Here is a 20875-nt window from a genome sequence, read left to right as displayed (position 1 = left end):
CGTTTCAAACGGCTTTAATTTGATGGTTCAAGAGCAACGGGAATGGCAGTTCAGGTAAGCGATGTTGACCGGTTTTCGTTCACCCTGTTTATGGCTTTGGCGATTCACGGGGTGATTGTGTTGGGCATTACTTTCGCTCCCGAAACACCGCCGCCATCGGCGCAAACCATGGAAATTACCCTGTCGCGTTTCACCGATGAAAAAGCGCCGGAAAAAGCGGATTTTCTGGCACCCACCAGTCAGCAGGGCAGTGGCACCGAGGAACAGGCGAAAGAACTGACCAGCCCGCAGCCGGTGGAACTGAACCAGACCGAAGTGGCGCAGGTTCAACCCGAGCCTCAGGCGCAACCCGAACCTCAGCCGGTGCAACAGCAAACGGTGGTGAGTACCAAGGCGCCCAGTGCAAGGCAGGTTGCCAAGCCAGAAATCCGCGCCGAAGAAGTGAAAGAGCTGCCAACAAAGCCAAGGCCAAATCTGCTTCAGCGCAGCCTTGAAATTGCCAGTCTGGAAGCCCGGCTGGATGCCCAGCAACAAGCCTATTCACGCAAGCCCCGTGTGCTGCGGGTAACCGCGGCTTCAACGCTTCAGTCTAGCAACGCCTGGTATGTTCAGAACTGGGTCAGCAAGGTTACCAGAGTGGGTAACATGAATTATCCTGCCGAAGCCCGGAACAGCGGTCTTTATGGCAACTTGCGCTTGCTGGTCACACTGCGCAAAGATGGCAGTCTGAAAGAAGTTCTGGTGGTACAGTCGTCCGGGAGCACTCTGCTGGACGACGCAGCCATTCGCATTGTGAGGCTCGCGGGGCCTTATCCGCCATTCCCCGAGGAAATGAGCCGCAATGTTGATGAACTTGAAATCATACGTACCTGGTCATTCCAGCAGCGGGGGCTGACATCCGGATGAGCGATACTGCCAATACAACGGACAATTTTCGCAATCATTTTCTGGTGGCGTCACCATGGATGGGCGATCCGCGTTTTCACGGCGCGGTGATCTATGTCTGTGACCATTCCGCCGAGGGTGCGCTGGGTTTGACCGTGAACCAGCCGTTGGACATACACTTGGGGGAAATTCTTGAACAGCTCGACATGCACGGCGGCGAACTGGATTTGCCGGTGTTTGCCGGTGGCCCGGTGCAGACCGAGCGCGGTTTTGTACTGCACAACCCCGGGCAGCGCTGGCAGCACACCGCGGAAGTGACCGCCGACATCTGGCTGACCACCTCGCGCGACATATTGGCCGACATTGGTGCTGCCAAGGGACCGGATGAATTTCTGGTGGCCTTGGGTTACGCCGGTTGGGGTGACGGTCAGTTGGAAGCGGAGTTGGGCGGCAATACCTGGCTGACATGCCCGGCGAGCCCGGACCTATTGTTTCGTACGCCCTGGAACCGTCGCTATCAGGCGGTTTTGGCCAGTATGGGCATCGACATTAACCAGCTTAGCGAGACCATAGGCCATGCATGAAGTCGGCCAGCGCCGCGTTATGGCGTTTGATTTTGGCACCCGCCGTATCGGCGTTGCCGTGGGCCAGGAAATGCTCGGCTGCGGCGAGCCACTGACCATGATCACGGCCCGTGATGGTACGCCAGACTGGGCCTTGCTGGGAAAATTGCTGCACGAGTGGCGCCCTGACTTGGTAGTGGTAGGCCTGCCGCTCAATATGGACGACAGCGAAAACGAGATGTGCGCCCGCGCTCGCAAATTTGGCAAGCGCCTGCACGGGCGCTTTCACGTAACCGTGGAGATGGTGGACGAGCGCCTGACCAGCTATCAGGCCAAAGGTGAAGTGATGGCTGCCGGCGGTAGCCGCAATTATGGGCGCGATGGTATCGATGATCGCGCCGCGGTGCTGATTCTGGAAACCTGGTTTAATCAATAGCCCTATCTAACAACCCATGTTGAACTGACGAATGTTAACCACAGTGCCTGCCCGGCGCTGCGACGAGGATTTATGAACGGACAACTTGATATAGAGCCACTGCTGGACAAAATGGAAGCCGGTCTGCGCCAGTTGTTGCGGGAGCGTGGCGTAAGTTCACCGGCACTTATCGGAATTCGAACCGGTGGTGTGTGGTTAGCCGCTGAGCTGGCCCGGCGCCTGCAATTGCAGGAACCGTTTGGTGAGCTGGATATTTCATTTTACCGCGACGATTTCAGTCGCATTGGCCTGAACCCCAAGGTAAAGCCGTCGAGCTTACCGTTTGATACCGCCGATCGGGACGTAGTGCTGATAGACGACGTGATCATGAGCGGCCGTACGATTCGTGCCGCGATGAATGAAATCTTCGATTATGGTCGCCCGGCCAGTATTATATTGGCCACGCTGGTTGATTTGGGCGCCCGTGAACTGCCGGTGCAGCCAGATGTGCGTGGTCTTGCGCTGACGCTGGCGACCAACCAGCGCATAAAGCTACGCGGGCCCGATCCGCTGCGTATTGAACTGGAACAGACCTAGCTTCACTCAAGCCACACCCTAGCCACGCCCCAGCCACCTTTGTTTATACAGGCAACCCATGACCGCAATCGCTACCGGCCCCCATCATTTGCAGCTGACCCGGGAAGGTCAGTTGCGGCATTTTCTGACTCTGGACGGCCTTGGCCGCGAGTTACTGACCGACATCCTCGATACGGCGGACTCTTTTATAGAGGTGGGCGAGCGCACCATTAAAAAGGTTCCGTTGCTGCGCGGGCGTACTGTAGTAAACCTGTTTTTCGAATCCAGCACCCGCACCCGCAGCACCTTCGAATTGGCGGCTAAACGCCTGTCTGCAGACGTACTGAATCTTGATATCAGTACCTCGGCGACCTCTAAAGGCGAATCACTGGCGGACACCCTGTACAACCTGGAGGCCATGGCCAGCGACATGTTTGTGGTGCGTCACGCCCAAAGCGGTGCACCGCACTTTATTGCCGAAAGCGTGACGCCCAAAGTGGCCATCATTAACGCCGGTGACGGGCGCCATGCCCATCCCACCCAGGCCATGCTGGACATGCTCACTATTCGGCAGCATAAAAAAACGTTTGCCGGTCTGAAGGTAGCTATTGTGGGTGATGTATTGCATTCGCGTGTGGCGCGCTCGCAGATTCGTGCTCTTAACGAGCTGGGTGTGGCCGAGGTGCGGGTGATTGCACCGGGCACGCTGTTGCCGCGGGATGTGGAAGCGCTGGGTTGCACCGTAGAGTACGACATGCTGCGCGGCATGAAAGATCTCGACGTGGTGATCATGCTGCGCCTGCAAAAAGAAAGGATGGAAGGCGCGCTTCTGCCCAGTGAAGGTGAGTTTTACCGCCTTTACGGTCTTGATCGGGCCAAACTGGCGCTGGCCAAACCGGATTGTATTGTGATGCACCCAGGGCCGATTAACCGCGGCGTGGAAATTGAATCGGCGGTGGCCGACGGGCCGCAGTCGGTCATCCTGAATCAGGTCACCAACGGCATCGCCATTCGTATGGCGGTGATGTCCATGGCCATGGGTGGCCAACTGGCTGAGCGTCAGCAAGCTTTGAACGACATTGCCAAGCAAGAGGTGCGCTCATGAAATTGTCTTCCCGCCCCTCTGCCGGCAGCGTGAAAATCATTGGTGGCCAGTTGTACATTGGCGCCACGGCCTCCAGCGCCGGTGCGCTGGAGGCCAACCCCGGTTTGCTGATAAAAAATGGCCGTATTGCGGCCCTTGGTCCCGCCGCCCTGGCGCAAGCAGCCGATGAAACCTTGGTGGCGGAACATTGTATTGTCAGCCCGGGGTTTCTGGATTTGTGCTGTAACCTGCGCGAACCGGGCAATGGCCAAAAAGGCAATATGGCCTCCGAAACACGGGCCGCTGCCCACGGTGGCTTTACCAGCGTGTGCGCCGCACCCGACACCTCGCCGGTAAACGATTCTGGCGCTGTAACCAACCTGATCCGTGATATTGCCGCCAGCCGTGCGTTGGTCCGAGTGCTGCCCATAGGCGCGGTTACCCGTGGCCTGGAAGGCGAGCTGCTCAGTGACATGGCCGGTTTGCAGAAGGCAGGTTGTGTTGCCCTTGGCAACGCCTCACGGGGCTTGCGTAACGCACGGGTTCTACGGCGTTGCATGTCTTACGCCCAGACCTTCGGGTTAACGCTGATGTTCAGCCCGGAAAATCAGGCGCTGGCCGCCGATGGTTACGCCCACGATGGCCTGGTGACCACGCGCCTTGGTCTGCTGGGGATTCCGGAAGTGGCGGAGACCACCGCGGTCATGGAAATGATCCTACTGGCACAGGAAACCGGTGTGCGCTTGCACCTTAGCCAGCTGTCGTGCGCCCGCAGCGTGGACATGCTGAAGGAAGCGCGCCAACGGGGAGTTCAGATCACCGCTGACGTGGCCATGCACCAGCTGGCTTTTACCGAAGACGCGTTGAGTGGATTTGACAGTCGTTTTCACGTGCGCCCGCCACTGCGCTCGGAGCGCGATCGGCAGGCCCTGGTGGCGGGTGTTCGCGATGGTGTTATTGACGCCATTGTTAGTCAGCATCAACCCCATGAAAGCGCTGCCAAACAGGCGCCTCTGGCCGCCAGCGAGCCGGGGTTATCGAGTATTGAAGTTGTATTGTCGCTTGGCCTGGAGCGGGTAGCTGCTAACGAGCTGAGCCTGCCGCAATTGCTGCGCGCGCTGACTGCCGGCCCTGCTGCCGTGCTGGGCCAGAGTGTGGCAAGCAACGCAGGCCTGAGCGCCGGTGCGGTGGCAGATCTGTGTATTTTTAACCCCGACCAGCCCTGGCGCCCTGGCCCCGGCACTCTGGTGTCTGCCGGTGGCAACGGACCGGTACTGGAGCGCTCAATGCGGGGTGTGATGCATTACACCCTGGTTGCCGGCCACAAGGCCTGGCCGTCACTGTTGCCTTAAAGGGTTGGTGATCGCCGGTGTTTTAAGGGGCCGGCGGCGAATGTAGGCGTTTGAAAGACCATAAAAAAGCGCCTTGCGTCACCCGCAAGGCGCTTTTTTGTCAGCTTGGCTTTACTGCTTTGGGCCGGCCGCAACGATGGCGTCTGACACGTCAAACTTTTTGAAGTTTTCCACAAACTGGCCGATCAGCTCGGCGGCTTTAGCGTCGTAGGTTTCGGTGCTGGCCCAGGAGTTGCGCGGGTTTAGCAGTTTGCTGTCAACGCCCGACACGCGGGTTGGCACGCTCAGGTTCAGTGTTGGCAAGTGCTCGGTTTCAACATCGTCCAGATCGCCGTTTTGAATGGCGCTGATCAGCGCGCGCGTGGTGGGAATACTGAAACGCTTGCCTTCGCCGAAGGAGCCGCCGGTCCACCCGGTATTTACCAGGAACACCTTGCTGCCGAATTCGTCCATTCGCTTCATCAGCAACTCGGCATAAACACCGGCCGGACGCGGGAAGAAGGGTGCACCAAAACACGTAGAAAAGGTGGACTTCAGTTTTGATGAAGAGCCCATCTCGGTTGAGCCCACCAGAGCGGTATAGCCGCTAAGGAAGTGATAGGCCGCCGCTTCTTTGCTGAGGATTGATACCGGGGGCAGAACACCGGTCATGTCGCAGGTCAGAAAGACAATGTGCGACGGCTCGCCGGCCAGGTTTTCTGCTACGCGTTTTTCGATGTGCTCAAGCGGGTAGGCGCAGCGAGAGTTTTCAGTCAGCGACACGTCGGTGTAATCCGGCTCGCGCGTTTCTTCGTCAATCATCACGTTCTCGACGATGGCGCCGAAACGGATCGCGTCCCAGATAATGGGTTCGTTCTTCTTGCTCAGATCAATACACTTGGCGTAGCAGCCGCCTTCAATATTAAATACGGTGCCGGGGCCCCAGCCGTGCTCGTCGTCGCCAATCAGATAGCGCTCCGGGTCTGCCGACAGGGTGGTTTTGCCGGTGCCGGACAGGCCAAAGAACAGGCAGGTTTCGCCGTCGTCGCCCACGTTGGCAGAGCAGTGCATGGGCAGCACGTCTTTCTCTGGTAGCAGGAAGTTCTGCACCGAGAACATGGCTTTTTTCATTTCGCCGGCGTAGCGCATGCCAGCCAACAGAACTTTACGGCGGGCAAAGTTGATAATAACAGCGCCCTCGCTGTTGGTGCCATCACGCTCGGGCACGCACTCAAAATTGGCAATGTTAAGAACTTGCCATTCCTGTTTGTCAGCCGGGTTATACGTGTTCGGACGAATAAACAGGTTGCGACCAAACAGATTTTGCCAAGCCAGCTCGGTGGTCATCTTGATGGGCAGGTAGTGTTCCGGATCGGAGCCAACGTGCACAAGAGACACGAAAGAATCGTGCTCGGCGACGTAAGCTTCGACCCTTTCCCATAGGGCGTCGAACTTGTCGGCGTCGAACGGGCGGTTGATTGGGCCCCAGTGAATATCATCAGCGGTGCTGGGCTCTTGCACGATATAGCGGTCCATAGGAGACCGGCCTGTGCGTACCCCAGTTTTAACCACCAGCGAGCCATTTGCAGCCAGTTGGCCTTCATTACGCGCCAGTGCTTGTTCAACCAGCTGTGCTGTTCCTAGCTCTTGATAAGATTTGCTCACTGCGATCTCGCCCTCGGGTGTCTTGGTGATTGCCAGGGCCACACCGGAAGCGGTGGAAAACTGAACAATCGAGTCAATCTAGGCCGGCCATTATGCCAGACGCGGCAATAAAAAACGACTGCCATCAAGGTCTGCTGGGTGCCTTTTTGCGGCCGCTGTAGTTATCGGTCAACACCGGCTCAGTGCAGGGTGTGGCCGGTAAATAATTGGTCTATGTCGATACGGTCAAAACGGTAGTGGGCATGGCAGAACTGGCAGTCCATTTCAATGGAACCCTGGTCTTCCAGAATGCTATAGCATTCCTCGCTCCCAACCGCTTCCAGCGCGCTCATTGTGCGCTCACGGGAACAGCTGCAGCGGAAGGCGACTGGTTCCGCGTCAAATATCCGCACGGTTTCCTCGTTGAACAGGCGGTGAAGTAGTGTCTCGCTGTCCAGTTCGAGCATTTCGCTGGCTTCCACGGTGCGCGCCAGGTGATTGATGCGCTCCCAAAGTTCGTCATCTTCCTGGGTGTGACCGGGAAGGCGCTGCAACAGAAGGCCACCGGCTTTGTCTTCGCTGGCAAACAGCAGCAGCGATGTGGCGATTTGTTCAGAGCGCTCAAAGTATTCTTCCAGGCAGCCTGCCAGGCTGTCACGTTCGCGGGGCACAACACCTTGGTATCGCTGGCCCTGGTCCGGCGTGATGGTAATGGCCATGCGGCCGTCGCCCAGCAACTGTTGGAAATCACCGTCGCCGATGGCCTGATCGTCAAACCGCGCTACTCCGCGTATGAAGCGGTCGTGGCTGCATTCCGACATTAGCGTTTGCACAGGGCCATCACCTTGGGCCTGTAATGACAACGCACCGTTGAACTTCAGTGTGCTGCTCATTAACACGCTGGCCACGAGTGACTGGCCGAGTAACTGGCGCACAGATTCTGGGTAGGGGGCCTGGCGACCGATTTGTTGATAACTTTCATCCAGCTGTACCCAGGCCCCGCGGATCTGGCTGTCTTCAAATATAAAGCGCTGGAACTGATCGCCGGACGCCATTGTGTGTCTCCTGAAAAAACGTGGAATAAAGCTGTTTGGGGTCTGCGGGCTGCCTTTTCGAGCTGCCTTCTATATCCCGTTGTGTTCGCGAAACCGGTCGATGTCGCGGCGGTCTTTTTTCGACGGGCGCCGTGCCGGCGGAAGCTGTGAGGCTTGCAGGCTCTTGCGTTGCAAGGTCAGGTCTTCGCGCTTTTTCACGCTGTCTTCGGTTTCGTGATAAAGCAGGGCTGCTTCCGCTGCCCCACGGCGGTGGTCACTGATATCGTCTACCACCACAATTTTTTCCTGCAAGCCTAGCCGTATCGACAGTTCCGCCCCGGCTTCCATCAGTTTGCCGGGCTTGCAACGCTGGGTGTTGTAACGCACTTTGCCGCCTTCCACCGCGGTTTTGGCCAGGGCGCGGGTTTTAAAAAAGCGCGCCGCCCATAGCCACTTGTCCAGCCTGACGCGGTCATCGTCTTTTTTGTTGGGTGTAGCCATGTCATCTCACCTTTTGCTGCGCGAGTTGATTATAGCGGTGTCATCCCGCAGATGGCAGGGGCCGCTGCTTCTGCAGTTGTGGCAGTACTTCATCGAAGTCATGAATACCGGTGATTTGCGGGTGAGCGCTATTGGCAGGCTGCTGGCTGTCTGGTGCCAGTACCGCCAGCAGTTGTGCGATACCGGCTTTGGCTGCGCTTTCAAGCACGGCAAAACTGTCGTCTACCATCAGGGTGCGACTGCGATCGTAGGGGGTCACACGGTGCAGTGCTTGCCAAAAAGCAGGGTCTTCCTTGGGTTTGCCAAGCTGATGGCTAGACACTATGTCGTCAACCAAAGTGTCCAGGCCGGTACGCTCAAGTTTCATGGCCAGGGGGTCCGGGTGGCAATTGGTGGCAATCACCGTATACAAACCGCGTTCGCGTAGGCTGGATAGAAACGCCCGCACATGGGGCCGATAGCCCACACGCTCACCCACCTCGGCTTTCAGTCCATTGATGTCCATGGACAGCTGGTCGCTCCAGTAATCGGTGCAGTACCAGTTCAGCGAACCACGCTGGGCCATAATCAAAGCCATCAGCTGTTGTTTGGCTACCTGAGGTTGCAGATTGTTTTTTTGTGCGTAGCGCAGCGGCAGATGTTCCAGCCAAAAATGGTTGTCGAAATGCAGGTCCAACAGTGTTCCGTCCATATCCAGAAACACCGTATCGAGAGTTGACCAGTTCACCATAAACAAATAGAGCCCGTGAAATTTCTCACAGGCTGCCTCAATTGATTGCGCCTGACAACCCAGGCTTGTGCTGACCCAGAGCCGTTGAAGCGGGCTGAATCAGTTCGCGGGTTGCTCAACGGTATCGTGCTTGCTCCCGCTGCGGGTGCAGCCCAAGCAGCGCATAAATGTGGCTCTGGCCGGCCCTGCTACCAATACTTCACCGGCTTCAGCGGTGTTGCCACCCAGCAGTGAAAATGGCAGTGACACCAAGTACACCGCGCTGCCCACAATGGTCGTCGCCAACAGCAAAGGACGCACAATCAGTGCATCGGTCGTCATAGCCAGCGCAGATGGGCTTTCATCTAACGTGTTGGCGTGGCCGATGGCGGAAAACGAGAGCAGGCTGGCGACCATCATAGTCTTCAAAACAGTCGTCAAAATTTGGGTCAGCTTGCGGGTCATTCGATGTCTCCTGAGCGAAATAAGCCCTGACGAGTTACAAGAGCTATGATCGGCTGTTTTGTGTGGCTGCTTAATTGAATAGCGGCCGCAACGATGGGTGTATTGCTAATGTTTAGTTTAGCAGCGCTGGCCTGTAGCACTGTTAACTATGAAGCATATTTGAGCTTTTTCAAACGATTTTGGCAGATTGAACACGGCCTCAGCGCTGGCAACGGGTGCAGTATACCGTCGCCCGCTGATTCATGCGGATTTCCCGCAGCGTAGCCTGACATTCGGAACAGGGCTTGCCTCCGCGACCGTACACTAGCAGCGACTGTGCGAAATAGCCGGGCTGGCCATCGCTGTTAACAAAGTCCCGCAAGGTGGTGCCACCCATCAGGATAGCAGCCATCAGGGTTTCCTGAATCACCTCGACCAATCGGTGGTAGCGGCTAAGGCTGATGCGTCCGGCTTGCCTCCGCGGGTGAATGCCAGCTTTGAACAGGGCTTCGTTGGCGTAAATATTGCCCACGCCCACCACCACATGGCCGTCCATAATGAAGGATTTGACCGCGGTGCTTTTGCCCCGGGAACGGCGAAATAAATAGGCGCCGTTGAATTCGGGTGCCAGCGGCTCTGGCCCCAGGCTAGCGATCAGCGGATGAGTGCTGGGATTTGAGGACCACAGCCAGCAGCCGAAACGGCGTGGGTCGTTGTATCTCAGGCGTACACCCGAATGCAGCATCAGCTCTACGTGATCATGGGTTAACGCGGCGCTGTCGTCAGTAATGATTCGCAAGCTGCCAGACATACCCAAGTGCACAATAACGCTGCCGCTGTCGAGATTCAGAAACAGGTATTTGGCGCGTCGCTCCACGCTGCGTATCACTTCCCCTTCCAATCGCATAGCTAGATCCTCTGGCACCGGCCAGCGCAATCGACCATTACGAACGCTGACAGAGCGAACGGTCTGGCCTTCCAGGTGGGGGGCTATGCCACGGCGGGTGGTTTCAACTTCAGGCAATTCGGGCACGGTGATCACTCCGTCATAAAAAGCAGCGTCAGGCTGGTGTCGTGTTGGTAACCTTAAATTGTGTCGGTAACCTTAAACTGATGTTGTGTCGGTTATACGAAACAGGCAGTAACATACCTGCCCAGCGCTCTTTTGCCGCTGTAATTGCCAGCCGGTGGGCACCGCTGGAGTCGTCAGTTCACTTTCGTGTTCTAAATAAACCCAGCTACCGGGTTTGACCCAGCCGTTGTCTGCCAGCGCAGGCAACAATCGTGTCAGCCAGCCCTGACGGAAGGGCGGGTCAATAAAGACGATGTCAAAGCTGTCCCCCGGGCCGGCCAGAAAGGCATCGGTATCCTGGCGCACAACACGGGCGTTGTCGGCCTGAAGAAGTGCAAGATTGCTGTTGAGCGCTTTGACCAGTTCTGGCGTGTGGTCCACAAACACGCTGTGGGCTGCGCCCCTTGATAACGCCTCTAGCCCGAGCGCACCGGAACCTGCAAACAAATCCAGGCAGTGAGCCCCGGCCAGATGGAAACGCAGCCAGTTAAAAAGGGTTTCGCGGATGCGCGATGGCGTTGGCCGCACGCCTCCGCTGTCTGGAAATGTCAGCTTGCGGCTGCGCCAGTCGCCGCCGATGATGCGTAATTCGCCCTGAACGCCCCCATTAGTAGAGGCCGATTTAGGGCGCTGACCATCGGCGGCGTGTTGCTTGGGCAAAGGGCGCGGTGATTTGCGGCGCTGAGGCATGGCATGTGTCCTGAAAGGCGGTGTTTGGGCCGGCCCATGATAAAACAAAAGCGTCACCGCGTGCGCTACCTCGCTAACCGGCAGCAGTCTGTTAGAATAGCGGCCTAATTTGTCCCGCTTATTTTTGGATTCAATGGTATGACTATAACGGCAGAGTGGATTTCAATTGGCATTGCGGCCCTGGTTGTTTTGTTATTCGTGCTGGATCTGGCCAGCCGCCGGCGTAAGATTCCGCGCCCGCGTACATTCGAGTTGCGCCAGCCAGACTCGCAAGCCGCGCCTGCGCCGCAACCATTGCCTGAAACAAAGCCTGCGTCTGACGCCGAGCTGGCCGACACCGCCTTGGCTGAGCTCCAGCCTAAACAGGCGCCCATCGTACCCGAACCGGCAGTGTTCAGGCCGGAGGTTGTACCGCAACCGTTAGTTGAGCCAGAGCCCCAGATTAGCGTTCTTGAGCGCATTCGCCGCGGTCTGGGCAAAACCCGCGCTAGCTTTGCCGGCGGCCTGGCGGATATGTTCTCGGCGGGCAAGAAGATTGACGCAGACCTGCTGGAAGAAATTGAAACCACACTGTTAATGGCAGACGTAGGCGTAACCGCAACCACCGAAATTATTGAATCGCTGACTGAAAAGCTTAAGCGCGACCAGCTCAAAGATGGCGAAGCCCTTCGCCAGGCGCTGCGCGACCAGCTCCACGGGTTGTTAAAAGATGTCAGTAAGCCGCTTGTGCTCGACGCCCAAGCGAAGCCTTTTGTCATTCTTATGGTTGGCGTGAACGGGGTTGGAAAAACCACCACCATTGGCAAACTCACCAAGAAATTTCAAGACGAAGGCAAATCTGTCTTGCTGGCCGCGGGGGATACATTCCGCGCCGCTGCAGTGGAGCAGTTGCAGGTTTGGGGCGACCGCAATAAAGTCCCGGTGATTGCCCAGCACACCGGCGCCGACAGCGCGTCTGTTATTTTTGATGCTATTCAGTCAGCCAAGTCCCGCGGCATTGACGTGGTCATTGCCGACACCGCCGGGCGGCTGCACAACAAAGATAACCTGATGAGCGAGCTGGAAAAAGTTGTGCGGGTGATGAAAAAGCTCGATACCGCAGCACCTCACGAAGTCATGTTGGTGCTGGATGCCGGTACCGGCCAGAACGCATTGAGCCAGGCCCAGGTGTTCCAGCAAACGGTGGGCGTCAGTGGCATCACTCTGACCAAACTCGACGGCACGGCCAAAGGCGGTATTGTGTTCGCGATTGCCCGCCAGCTGCAGCTACCGATTCGTTTTATTGGCGTGGGGGAGCAGGTTGAAGACCTGCGCAGCTTTGACGCCCGTGCCTTTGTCGACGCTCTTTTTGACTAACGTTTGAGCGCCAACCACCAGGGATTGTGATGATCGAGTTCCGTCAGGTCACGAAACGCTATGGCAGCGATCACACCGCGCTGCGACAGGTAAACTTTGCTCTTAATCGGGGCGAGCTGGCGTTTCTGACCGGGCATTCCGGGGCCGGTAAAAGCACCTTGCTAAAACTGCTGATGGTGATGGAGCGCCCCAGCGCCGGTGAAGTATGGGTTGGCGGGCAGTTGTTGAACAGCCTGCCTCGGCGGCAAATCCCCTACATTCGCCGTCACATCGGCGTGGTGTTTCAGAACCACCAGTTGCTGTTTGACCGCACCGTATTTGACAACGTTGCCATGCCACTGCAGGTCATCGGAGTCGCCCCGGGTGACATTGGCCGGCGGGTGCGCGCGGCGTTGGACAAAGTGGGTCTGCTGAGCAAAGAGAAGATGAACCCCCTGCAGTTGTCTGGTGGTGAACAGCAGCGCGTCGGCATTGCTCGGGCGGTGGTGAATAAACCACCGGTGCTGCTGGCCGATGAACCTACCGGTAACCTCGACCCGGAGCTGTCTGCCGATATTATGAATCTGTTTGGCCAGTTCAGTCAGGTGGGCGTAACCGTGTTGATTGCCAGCCACGACATTACACTGATTAACGACATGAACCGCCGCACCCTAAGGCTAGACCAAGGCCAGTTGGTGGCTGATGGCCGCCCGCGGACGGAGGTTAACCATGGCTAAATCACCGGTACCGCGCTCCGGCGGCGCCCGCCAAAGCGCCTCGCCGCTGAAGCAGGTTGCGGGCAGTTATCTGGACCACCACCGCACAGTAGCCCGCGACAGCATAGCGCGCATGTGGCGCAACCCGGTGTCCAGCATGATGACCTGGGCCGTTATGGGCGTTGCGTTGGCGCTGCCGGTGGCGTTGTTACTGCTGTTGGCCAGTTTGCAGAATGTCAGTGCCGGTTGGGAAAATGGCGCGCGGGTGACGGTTTACCTTGGCCTTGAAACGCCTTTGCCGCAGGCCAATGCGCTAGCTGATCAGATAGACACCGACAGTCGGGTGGCGTTTGTAGAGCTGGTAGACCGCGAGCGCGCCCTGGCGGAATTTCGCGTCAGCTCCGGGCTTGCCGACGCACTGGATTTTCTGCAGGAGAACCCGCTGCCGCACAGCCTATTGATTACGCCGGAGGCGAGTTATCGCAGTACCGACGGTGTGGAGGCTTTAGTGGAGTACCTTCAAGGCCTGCCTGCAGTGGAGCGTGTACAAGTGGACCTGGGTTGGTTGCAGCGGCTGAATGCCCTGGCCGGTTTATTGACGCGGGCTGCTTTGGCGCTGGCAATCTTGTTGGCGGTTGCCGTCGTATTGGTTATTGGTAACACCGTGCGCCTGGCCATTGAAAGCCGGCGCGATGAAATTTTGGTGGCCAAGCTGGTGGGTGGCACTGACGCCTTTGTGCGCCGCCCCTTTGTGTACACCGGCGCCTGGTTTGGTTTGGGTGGCGGTTTAGTGGCGTGTTTGCTGCTACTCATTACTTTTTGGTGGCTAAGCGCACCGATAGCAAGATTAGCGGCGTTATATCACAGTGATTTTGTTCTGAGTGGATTGGGCTTTGAAAACGCAATAATGTTGATTTTCACTGCCATGACACTGGGCTGGCTGGGTGCCTGGGTGGCGGTGCGAAGACACTTGGATGACATGGAGCCCGGAGACCATTAGAATAGGCGGTAGGAAGTCTGTAAACACCCGTATTTACCGTGTTTTAATGATGCGTTCAGGAACTTTCAGGGCATTTTGTGGTCTTATAGGTCATTGCCTGTTTTTACAGCGTACAGATTCGGAGGAATAAAGCATGGGCACAAGTTTGCAGCTGATGGACAAGCTGGTTCCGGGCGCTAATCTCGAGTCTTACATTCAGGCTGCGAGTCGCATACCCATTTTAACAGTGGATGAAGAGCGTGCATTGTCGGCACGCCTTTATCACGAGGGCGACGTAGATGCTGCCCGCCAGCTGATTCTGTCGCATTTGCGCTTTGTGATTCACATTGCCCGTAGTTATTCCGGTTATGGCCTGAATCAGTCTGATTTGGTGCAGGAAGGTAACGTGGGTCTGATGAAAGCCGTTAAACGTTTCAACCCCGAATACGGTGTGCGGCTGGTGTCGTTCGCGGTGCACTGGATCAAAGCAGAAATTCACGAATTCATTTTGCGCAACTGGCGCATTGTGAAAGTGGCGACCACCAAAGCCCAACGTAAGCTATTTTTTAATCTGCGCGGTCAGAAAAAGAAATTGGCCTGGTTGAGCCACGATGAGCTAAACGCAGTGGCCGCAGACTTAGGCGTGGAAGCTCGCGTGGTGCGCGAAATGGAAGGCCGCCTGTCGTCTCACGATACGGCTTTTGACGGCCCGATGAACGATGACGAAGACAGCGCTTACCAGGCGCCGGCGTATTATCTTGAAGATCACCGCAGCAATCCGGCTACCCAACTGGAACGCTCCGACTGGACTGAAGATTCTAACGGGCGCCTGATGCAGGCTCTGTCCACTCTGGACGATCGCAGCCAAGATATCCTGCGCGAGCGCTGGCTGTCAGAGACCAAATCGACCTTACACCAGCTGGCCGATCGTTATGGGGTATCTGCCGAACGCATCCGTCAACTGGAAAAAAATGCGATGAAGAAAATACGTCTGCACATGCAAGAAGCGGCCTGACTTTAACCGCTTAAATGCAGTGTTAACGGGGCTCTGCCAATTAACGCCACCGCCGCTTTTACGCCCGGTGGCGTTTTTGTAAGTGTTGCGTCGTCATAGGCGACAGCCTCTTACAAGATGGTAACTGGCCCAGCGGCCAGGTTATTCGTACCCTTGGAGCACTATCATAGGCCAGCGGGAGGAATACCGGTGAAAGCACTGGTCATAGAAGACGATCACGACGTAGCAAGTTATCTGGTGAAAGGCCTGCGAGAATCTGACTTTGTAGTGGATCACGCGGACGACGGCAAAACAGGCATGCTGATGGCAGCCAGCGAAGAATACGACATTATGATTGTCGATCGCATGTTGCCTGGCATGGATGGCCTAGCCATCATCAAAACCGTTCGCGCCACAGGCAATCAGGTACCCATTTTGATTCTCAGCGCCCTGGGTGATGTGGACGACCGGGTAGAGGGCCTACGTGGCGGCGGCGATGACTATCTCACCAAGCCGTTCTCGTTTACCGAGTTGCTGGCCCGTATCGAATCTCTGATTCGTCGTAATCGCCAGGCAGCAGAAACCGAGACTGTACTGCATGTGGCCGATCTCGAAATGGATCTGCTGGCACGCACGGTAAAACGCGCAGGCCAGAATATCGACGTACAGCCGCGGGAATTCCGCCTTCTGGAATATCTGATGCGCAACGCCGGTCAGGTGGTTACTCGTACCATGCTGCTGGAAAAAGTCTGGGACTATCATTTTGACCCCCAGACCAACGTGATTGATGTGCACATAAGTCGTCTGCGGGCGAAAATCGACAAAGAGTTCGATACGCCGCTGCTGCAAACCGTTCGCGGTGCCGGATACATGCTGCGTGAAACTGCTTAGCCAGCTCAGAACGTCGTCGTTCCAACTGGCACTGCTGTATATGGTGGTGTTTGCCACCTCGGTGTTCTTGCTTCTGGCGTTCATATACTGGCGTACGGCCGGTTTTATGACAGCCCAGACAGATGCCACTATTGAAGCCGAAATTGCGGGGCTGGCGGAGCAATATCGTGGGCGCGGCGTGAACGGCTTGATTACCATCATCCGTGAGCGTGTGGCCCGCGAACCCAACGCAAAGTCTATTTACCTACTGACCACCGACGAACATGTCAAACTCGCCGGCAACATTCAACAATGGCCGCCAATCACCCCCTCGGAAACTGGCTGGATCAACTTCAAACTCGATGAAGCAGTAGGCTGGATGGGCAACGAGCGCCTGGCCCGCGCGCGAATTTTTGAAGTGCAGGGCGGTCTGCTGCTGTTGGTAGGCCGCGATGTCGAAGAGCTGACCAAAGTTAAAAGAGTCATCGGAAACACCATCAATTGGGGTATGGGTATTACCTTGGCTCTGGCCTTGATGGGCGGCTTTTTGATGAGTCGCAGCACGACTGGCCGCATTGAAATTATTAACGCCACGTCGCGCCGAATCATGAACGGCCATCTGTCTTTGCGCATTCCTAACCGCGGTACCGAAGATGATTTTGACCAGCTGGCGGAAAATCTGAACCAGATGCTTGACCGCATAGTGTATCTGATGGAAGGCATTCGTCATGTGTCCGACAGCATTGCCCACGACTTGCGCACCCCACTTACCCGCTTGCGTAATCAACTCGAAAATACCCTGATGTCTGTGGATAACGACGAAGCCCGTGAACAGGCTGGCCGTGCGGTGGCCGAAGCTGATCAACTGCTGGCTACCTTCAATGCCCTCCTGCGAATTGCCCGTCTGGAAAGCCGTGGTAACGCAGGGGACGTAAAGGCTGTGGCAATAGATGCTTTGGTGGAAGACGCTTGTGAGCTTTACGAAGCAGTAGCCGAAGATAAAGATCAGAACTTCGAGCAAGAGCTGGAACAAGGTGTGAATATTGAAGGCGACCGGGATTTGCTGTTTCAGATGTTCAGTAATCTAATTGATAACGCCATTAAGTACACCCCGCAACACGGTACTATTCGCATTGTTGTGCGCAAAGAAAACGACGAGGCGGTATTTTCGGTGCAAGACAGCGGTATTGGCGTGCCAGACGAAGAGAAAAGCCGGGTATTTCAACGCTTCTACAGGGTGGGTAAAAGTCGCTCTTTACCCGGCAACGGGCTCGGCCTTAGCCTGGTGAATGCGGTTGCGGAAATTCATCAGGCCCGCATCGAGCTGACGGACACTCACCCCGGCAAAGAGCCGCCGGGGTTGACCATTACCGTGCGTATGCCGGCGGTGGTGAAAGAGCGCAGAAAGCGGCGCAGAAAAACTATCAACGCTGCTAGCCCTGCGATTGACAACGACACCATGATCTGAAAGCGGATTCAGCCCTGTTGTTTATTTCGCTTGAGCGGGCGCAACAGGCGATTAGCCCTCTGTTCAACCGTTTCACTCAGTCTTTCGAAGCGGGCTTTTTGCAGATCAAAACGCACCTGTAAGCTGTCCCACTCGCCTTCCAGCTGTTTCTGCCCGTGCATCAGATAAGCCGCCAGATTGTGGCGATTTACCTTACTGGTAATACCAAAACGGTCCAGCTGGTAACCCAGGGTGTCGACACCTTGTAGCGCCAGATCCTGTAATTTTTGGCGGTTCATAACAGCCTCCGTTGTGAATGTAACTGCGTTGGCTGAACGTTACGCCGGGCTACTAGAGTGCACAACCTAATTATGGTGAACGGTAGCGCTCAGTAATCAATTCTGACCAACTGGTAACGGCCCCGACACCCATTGGTAATAGTGTTGGAGTATAATAATAGTTATTCAGCAGCTGGGACTCCAGACAGCGCGAACCTTGCCCCGTTTAACGGGGCTTTTTTATGTCTGCTGTCAGCGTTTATGAAACGTCAGTAAGGGTAGTGAATGGTCTCAATGAGCCAGGTTTTTTCGCCGGCCGGCAGTATAACCGCCACTTCGTCACCCACCTCTTTTTTCAGGCAGGCGCGCACCAAAGGTGCGTCGACAGAGGCGTAATCGTTGCGGCCGTAGATTTCGTCAGGCCCTACAATGCGGAACGTCAGTGGCTTGTCGTCTTCGTCCAGCAGGCTGACCCAGGCGCCAAAAAATACCTTACCTTCTTGCTCCGGCGAATAGGCAACCACCTTCAATTCTTCAAAACGCTTACGCAGATAGCGCACGCGACGGTCTATCTCCCGCAGTCGCTTTTTGTTGTATTGATAATCAGCGTTTTCAGAGCGATCGCCAAGGCCGGCGGCCCAGGTTACCTTGCGGGTAACCTCCGGGCGTTCGTGGCGCCAGAGCTGATCCAGCTCTTGCTGCAGCAAATCATAGCCTTCGCGGGTAATCAGATTGGTTTTCATGGCCGGCCCACAGCGCTACTTAACCGCAGCGAGTTTGTTGATGTACTGCTGCATTGCCTGGTCTTTTGACGCACCTTCCAGTTTGGCCCAGGCGTCGTACTTTGCCCGACCCACAAAATCCATCATTCCAGGGCGCTTGCCACTGGCATCGCCGACGGTCGCCTGCTTGTACAGCGCATAGAATTCGAGCTTCATTTCCGTCGAAGGCTTAAAATCGCCGTCGGCGCTCTGTACCTGATTTACGGCCTGTTCAAATTGGGTTTTCAGATCACTCATGGTGGCTCTCCAGTGGCTGATGCCGCGAGTATAGCGGGCACGGTGGTTGGCGTCACAGTTCGAAACGTGGAGGATCAAAGCGAGATGACTTTGAGCGAAAACTTGCCCTTGTTCACATTCTCGATGCGCAAGGCAAAATTTGGCTTGAGGGGCAAGAATTCTCTATGTACAGTGTAGACCGTTGTTCGCCAGGATGGTGCGCAATCAGGGAAGTAACATCGCAAAGGAATTGCACAGGGAGCAAGCCATGTCTGCAAAAGACGGTTCTGTTGCGCCAAAAGAGCGCATCAATATCAAATATGTACCCGCTACTGGCGATAGCCAGGCCGAAACCGAGCTGCCACTCAAGCTGTTCGTGGTTGGCGATTTTAAGGGCCACGCCGAAACCACCCCTATCGAAGAACGCAAAGCCGTTAGCGTAGATAAAGGCAATTTTCGCTCGGTGATCAAAGAAGCCGGACTGAATCTTTCAGCCAGTGTTGGCAATAAGCTGGATCCAGAGGCCGAAGCCCTCGCGGTCAATCTGGCGTTTCACAGCCTTGAAGACTTTTCCCCCGACAGTATTGCACGCCAGGTTCCAGAGATGCGCAAGCTGATTGAGCTGCGTGAAGCCTTGGTCGCCTTAAAAGGCCCGCTGGGCAACGTGCCGTCGTTTCGCAGTAAGCTGCAAGAATTGCTGAACAACGACAGCGCCCGGGAGCAACTGATAAGCGAACTGCAACTGGCCACAGACGGCGAGTAACGGTTACCGCTATACCGCAATCTTGATATAAACCTCACGACGAAACACGTACTAAAAGGAATTGGTATGTCTGATACTGCCGGGCAGCACACGGCTGCTGAAACTGTTGTGGAGGGTTCTTTGCTGGACCAGGTAATGGCCAACAGCAGAATGGCGCCAGCGGATGAAGGCTATGAGGTAGCGCGCAAAGGCGTTGCTACCTTCATCACCAATCTGCTGCGAAGTGATGAAAAAGGCCAGCCGGTGAACAAAGCGCTGGTGGACCAGATGGTGGTGGAACTGGATCGTAAAATCAGCGCGCAGATGGACGAAATTCTGCACGCGCCTAGCCTGCAAGAGTTGGAATCGTCCTGGCGCGGGCTCAAGCTGATGGTCGACCGCACCGACTTCCGTGAAAACATTAAAGTAGACATTCTGCACGCCACCAAAGCCGAGCTGCTGGAAGACTTCGAGTTCGCTCCGGATGTGACTCAAACAGGCTTTTACCAGCACATTTATGCTACCGAATACGGCCAGTTTGGCGGTGAACCGGTGGCCGCGGTGGTGGGCAATTACGCCTTCAACCCCGGCGCGGCAGACATCAAGCTTCTGCACTATGTGGCTTCTGTGGGTGCCATGGCTCATGCTCCGTTTTTGTCATCGGTGGCGCCGTCGTTTTTCGGCATAGACGGCTATCAAGAGCTGCCGGCCATCAAGGAATTAAAAGCGGTCTTCGAGGGACCTCGCTACACCAAATGGCGCGGCCTGCGCGAATCTGAAGACGCCCGCTACCTGGGCCTGACCGCGCCGCGCTTCTTGCTGCGCACGCCTTATGACCCGGCTGAAAATCCGGTGCGCAGTTTTAATTACAAAGAAGACGTATCCGCTGACCACGAGCACTATCTGTGGGGCAATACGGCGTATCTTCTGGCCACCCGGCTGAGCGAAAGCTTTGCCAAGTACCGCTGGTGTCCGAATATCATCGGTCCGCAAAGCGGCGGCTCGGTGGAAAACCTGCCGGTGCACCTGTTTGAGTCCTTTGGCCAGCTGGAAGCAAAAATTCCCACCGAAGTACTGATCACCGATCGCCGCGAATTCGAACTGGCGGATGAAGGTTTTATTGCACTCACCATGCGCAAAGGGAGCGACAACGCAGCGTTTTTCTCCGCAAACTCGGTGCAGAAAACCCGTCAGTTCCCGAACACCCGTGAGGGCAAAATCGCCGAGACCAATTACAAGCTAGGCACCCAGTTGCCTTACATGATGGTGGTTAACCGTCTTGCGCATTACATCAAGGTGTTGCAGCGGGAGCAGATCGGTTCTTGGAAAGAACGCCAGGATCTGGAGCGTGAGCTGAACACCTGGATTCGCCAGTACGTAGCCGATCAGGAAAATCCGCCGGCGGAGGTGCGTAGCCGCCGACCACTAAGGGCTGCCCGCATTACGGTGTCAGACGTAGAAGGTGAACCGGGCTGGTATCAGGTGATGCTGTCAGTAAGGCCGCACTTCAAGTATATGGGCGCCAATTTTGAGTTGTCGCTGGTGGGCCGGCTGGACAAGGAATAGAC

The 20875-nt window shown here is 56.2% G+C and carries 24 protein-coding genes; 14 read left to right on the top strand and 10 right to left on the bottom strand.

Features of this window, described 5'->3' with window-relative positions; translation table 11 throughout:
• Positions 1 to 42: 42 nt before the first annotated feature.
• From MIH19_RS20760 to MIH19_RS20735, 6 genes are all read left to right on the top strand, one after another.
• On the top strand, positions 43 to 906 hold the full coding sequence (locus tag MIH19_RS20760; protein WP_249006671.1) for a TonB family protein: 864 nt from the start codon (positions 43 to 45) through the stop codon (positions 904 to 906).
• The gene (locus MIH19_RS20755) at positions 903 to 1469 is read left to right on the top strand and encodes a YqgE/AlgH family protein (RefSeq protein WP_098420745.1); all 567 of its coding nucleotides are present in this window, start codon (positions 903 to 905) and stop codon (positions 1467 to 1469) included. Before MIH19_RS20760 ends, MIH19_RS20755 begins: the two co-directional genes overlap by 4 nt.
• Positions 1462 to 1884 (top strand): Holliday junction resolvase RuvX, encoded by a 423-nt coding sequence (ruvX, locus tag MIH19_RS20750; RefSeq protein ID WP_249006670.1) that lies wholly within the window; start codon positions 1462 to 1464, stop codon positions 1882 to 1884. Before MIH19_RS20755 ends, ruvX begins: the two co-directional genes overlap by 8 nt.
• A 72-nt stretch (positions 1885 to 1956) precedes the next feature.
• Entirely contained in the window at positions 1957 to 2460 is a 504-nt protein-coding gene (gene pyrR / locus MIH19_RS20745) for a bifunctional pyr operon transcriptional regulator/uracil phosphoribosyltransferase PyrR (RefSeq protein ID WP_249006669.1), read from the top strand.
• 58 nt (positions 2461 to 2518) lie between these two features.
• Positions 2519 to 3544, top strand: coding sequence for an aspartate carbamoyltransferase catalytic subunit (locus MIH19_RS20740; protein WP_249006668.1), 1026 nt, complete (start codon positions 2519 to 2521; stop codon positions 3542 to 3544).
• Complete coding sequence (locus MIH19_RS20735; protein WP_249006667.1) at positions 3541 to 4875, top strand: dihydroorotase; 1335 nt, start codon at positions 3541 to 3543, stop codon at positions 4873 to 4875. Before MIH19_RS20740 ends, MIH19_RS20735 begins: the two co-directional genes overlap by 4 nt.
• 111 nt (positions 4876 to 4986) lie before the next feature.
• Here the strand turns inward: MIH19_RS20735 and MIH19_RS20730 are convergent, their stop codons facing one another.
• The 7 genes from MIH19_RS20730 to rsmD form a co-directional block, all read right to left on the bottom strand.
• Positions 4987 to 6519 carry a phosphoenolpyruvate carboxykinase gene (locus MIH19_RS20730; RefSeq protein ID WP_249006666.1) on the bottom strand — a complete coding sequence of 511 codons (1533 nt, stop codon included), beginning with the start codon at positions 6517 to 6519 and terminating at the stop codon, positions 4987 to 4989.
• Positions 6520 to 6698: 179 nt separating this feature from the next.
• Entirely contained in the window at positions 6699 to 7553 is an 855-nt protein-coding gene (gene hslO / locus MIH19_RS20725) for an Hsp33 family molecular chaperone HslO (protein ID WP_249006665.1), read from the bottom strand.
• 69 nt (positions 7554 to 7622) lie between these two features.
• Positions 7623 to 8033 (bottom strand): ribosome-associated heat shock protein Hsp15, encoded by a 411-nt coding sequence (gene hslR / locus MIH19_RS20720; protein ID WP_249006664.1) that lies wholly within the window; start codon positions 8031 to 8033, stop codon positions 7623 to 7625.
• Positions 8034 to 8073: 40 nt separating this feature from the next.
• A complete protein-coding gene (gene yrfG / locus MIH19_RS20715) occupies positions 8074 to 8763 on the bottom strand; it encodes a GMP/IMP nucleotidase (protein WP_249006663.1) in 690 nt (229 codons plus the stop codon).
• Positions 8764 to 8862: 99 nt separating this feature from the next.
• Positions 8863 to 9207 (bottom strand): hypothetical protein, encoded by a 345-nt coding sequence (locus tag MIH19_RS20710; RefSeq protein WP_249006662.1) that lies wholly within the window; start codon positions 9205 to 9207, stop codon positions 8863 to 8865.
• A gap of 199 nt (positions 9208 to 9406) precedes the next feature.
• On the bottom strand, positions 9407 to 10219 hold the full coding sequence (gene mutM / locus MIH19_RS20705) for a bifunctional DNA-formamidopyrimidine glycosylase/DNA-(apurinic or apyrimidinic site) lyase (protein WP_249006661.1): 813 nt from the start codon (positions 10217 to 10219) through the stop codon (positions 9407 to 9409).
• A gap of 72 nt (positions 10220 to 10291) precedes the next feature.
• Positions 10292 to 10948: a 16S rRNA (guanine(966)-N(2))-methyltransferase RsmD gene (gene rsmD, locus MIH19_RS20700; protein ID WP_249006660.1), complete on the bottom strand. Its 657-nt coding sequence runs from the start codon at positions 10946 to 10948 to the stop codon at positions 10292 to 10294.
• Between the two features lie 138 nt (positions 10949 to 11086).
• Between rsmD and ftsY the strand changes: the two genes are divergently transcribed.
• The 6 genes from ftsY (at position 11087) to MIH19_RS20670 (ending at position 17310) form a co-directional block, all read left to right on the top strand.
• Positions 11087 to 12304: a signal recognition particle-docking protein FtsY gene (ftsY, locus tag MIH19_RS20695; RefSeq protein ID WP_249006659.1), complete on the top strand. Its 1218-nt coding sequence runs from the start codon at positions 11087 to 11089 to the stop codon at positions 12302 to 12304.
• A 29-nt stretch (positions 12305 to 12333) separates the two neighbouring features.
• Positions 12334 to 13020 carry a cell division ATP-binding protein FtsE gene (ftsE, locus tag MIH19_RS20690; RefSeq protein WP_249006658.1) on the top strand — a complete coding sequence of 229 codons (687 nt, stop codon included), beginning with the start codon at positions 12334 to 12336 and terminating at the stop codon, positions 13018 to 13020.
• Entirely contained in the window at positions 13013 to 13999 is a 987-nt protein-coding gene (ftsX, locus tag MIH19_RS20685; protein ID WP_249006657.1) for a permease-like cell division protein FtsX, read from the top strand. Before ftsE ends, ftsX begins: the two co-directional genes overlap by 8 nt.
• 133 nt (positions 14000 to 14132) lie before the next feature.
• Positions 14133 to 14993, top strand: a complete 861-nt coding sequence (gene rpoH, locus MIH19_RS20680; protein ID WP_098420759.1) for an RNA polymerase sigma factor RpoH — start codon at positions 14133 to 14135, stop codon at positions 14991 to 14993.
• Between the two features lie 189 nt (positions 14994 to 15182).
• Positions 15183 to 15863 (top strand): response regulator transcription factor, encoded by a 681-nt coding sequence (locus tag MIH19_RS20675; protein WP_249006656.1) that lies wholly within the window; start codon positions 15183 to 15185, stop codon positions 15861 to 15863.
• Positions 15850 to 17310: a HAMP domain-containing sensor histidine kinase gene (locus MIH19_RS20670; RefSeq protein ID WP_249006655.1), complete on the top strand. Its 1461-nt coding sequence runs from the start codon at positions 15850 to 15852 to the stop codon at positions 17308 to 17310. Before MIH19_RS20675 ends, MIH19_RS20670 begins: the two co-directional genes overlap by 14 nt.
• An 8-nt stretch (positions 17311 to 17318) precedes the next feature.
• Here the strand turns inward: MIH19_RS20670 and MIH19_RS20665 are convergent, their stop codons facing one another.
• The 3 genes from MIH19_RS20665 to MIH19_RS20655 all read right to left on the bottom strand — a co-directional run bounded on the left by MIH19_RS20665 (position 17319) and on the right by MIH19_RS20655 (position 18586).
• Positions 17319 to 17588 carry a hypothetical protein gene (locus MIH19_RS20665; RefSeq protein ID WP_249006654.1) on the bottom strand — a complete coding sequence of 90 codons (270 nt, stop codon included), beginning with the start codon at positions 17586 to 17588 and terminating at the stop codon, positions 17319 to 17321.
• Between the two features lie 248 nt (positions 17589 to 17836).
• Complete coding sequence (greB, locus tag MIH19_RS20660; RefSeq protein WP_249006653.1) at positions 17837 to 18310, bottom strand: transcription elongation factor GreB; 474 nt, start codon at positions 18308 to 18310, stop codon at positions 17837 to 17839.
• 15 nt (positions 18311 to 18325) lie between these two features.
• A complete protein-coding gene (locus MIH19_RS20655; RefSeq protein ID WP_249006652.1) occupies positions 18326 to 18586 on the bottom strand; it encodes an acyl-CoA-binding protein in 261 nt (86 codons plus the stop codon).
• Between the two features lie 247 nt (positions 18587 to 18833).
• On the opposite strand from MIH19_RS20655, the gene tssB reads away from it, so the two are divergent.
• On the top strand, positions 18834 to 19328 hold the full coding sequence (tssB, locus tag MIH19_RS20650; protein WP_249006651.1) for a type VI secretion system contractile sheath small subunit: 495 nt from the start codon (positions 18834 to 18836) through the stop codon (positions 19326 to 19328).
• Positions 19329 to 19394: 66 nt separating this feature from the next.
• Complete coding sequence (tssC, locus tag MIH19_RS20645; protein ID WP_249006650.1) at positions 19395 to 20873, top strand: type VI secretion system contractile sheath large subunit; 1479 nt, start codon at positions 19395 to 19397, stop codon at positions 20871 to 20873.
• Positions 20874 to 20875 lie beyond the last annotated feature (2 nt).

Origin of the sequence: Marinobacter sp. M1C, from assembly GCF_023314135.1 — a bacterium.
GTDB lineage: Bacteria > Pseudomonadota > Gammaproteobacteria > Pseudomonadales > Oleiphilaceae > Marinobacter.
Note: the sequence above shows the minus strand (reverse complement) of the source record. Positions and strands in the feature narration are given on the sequence as shown.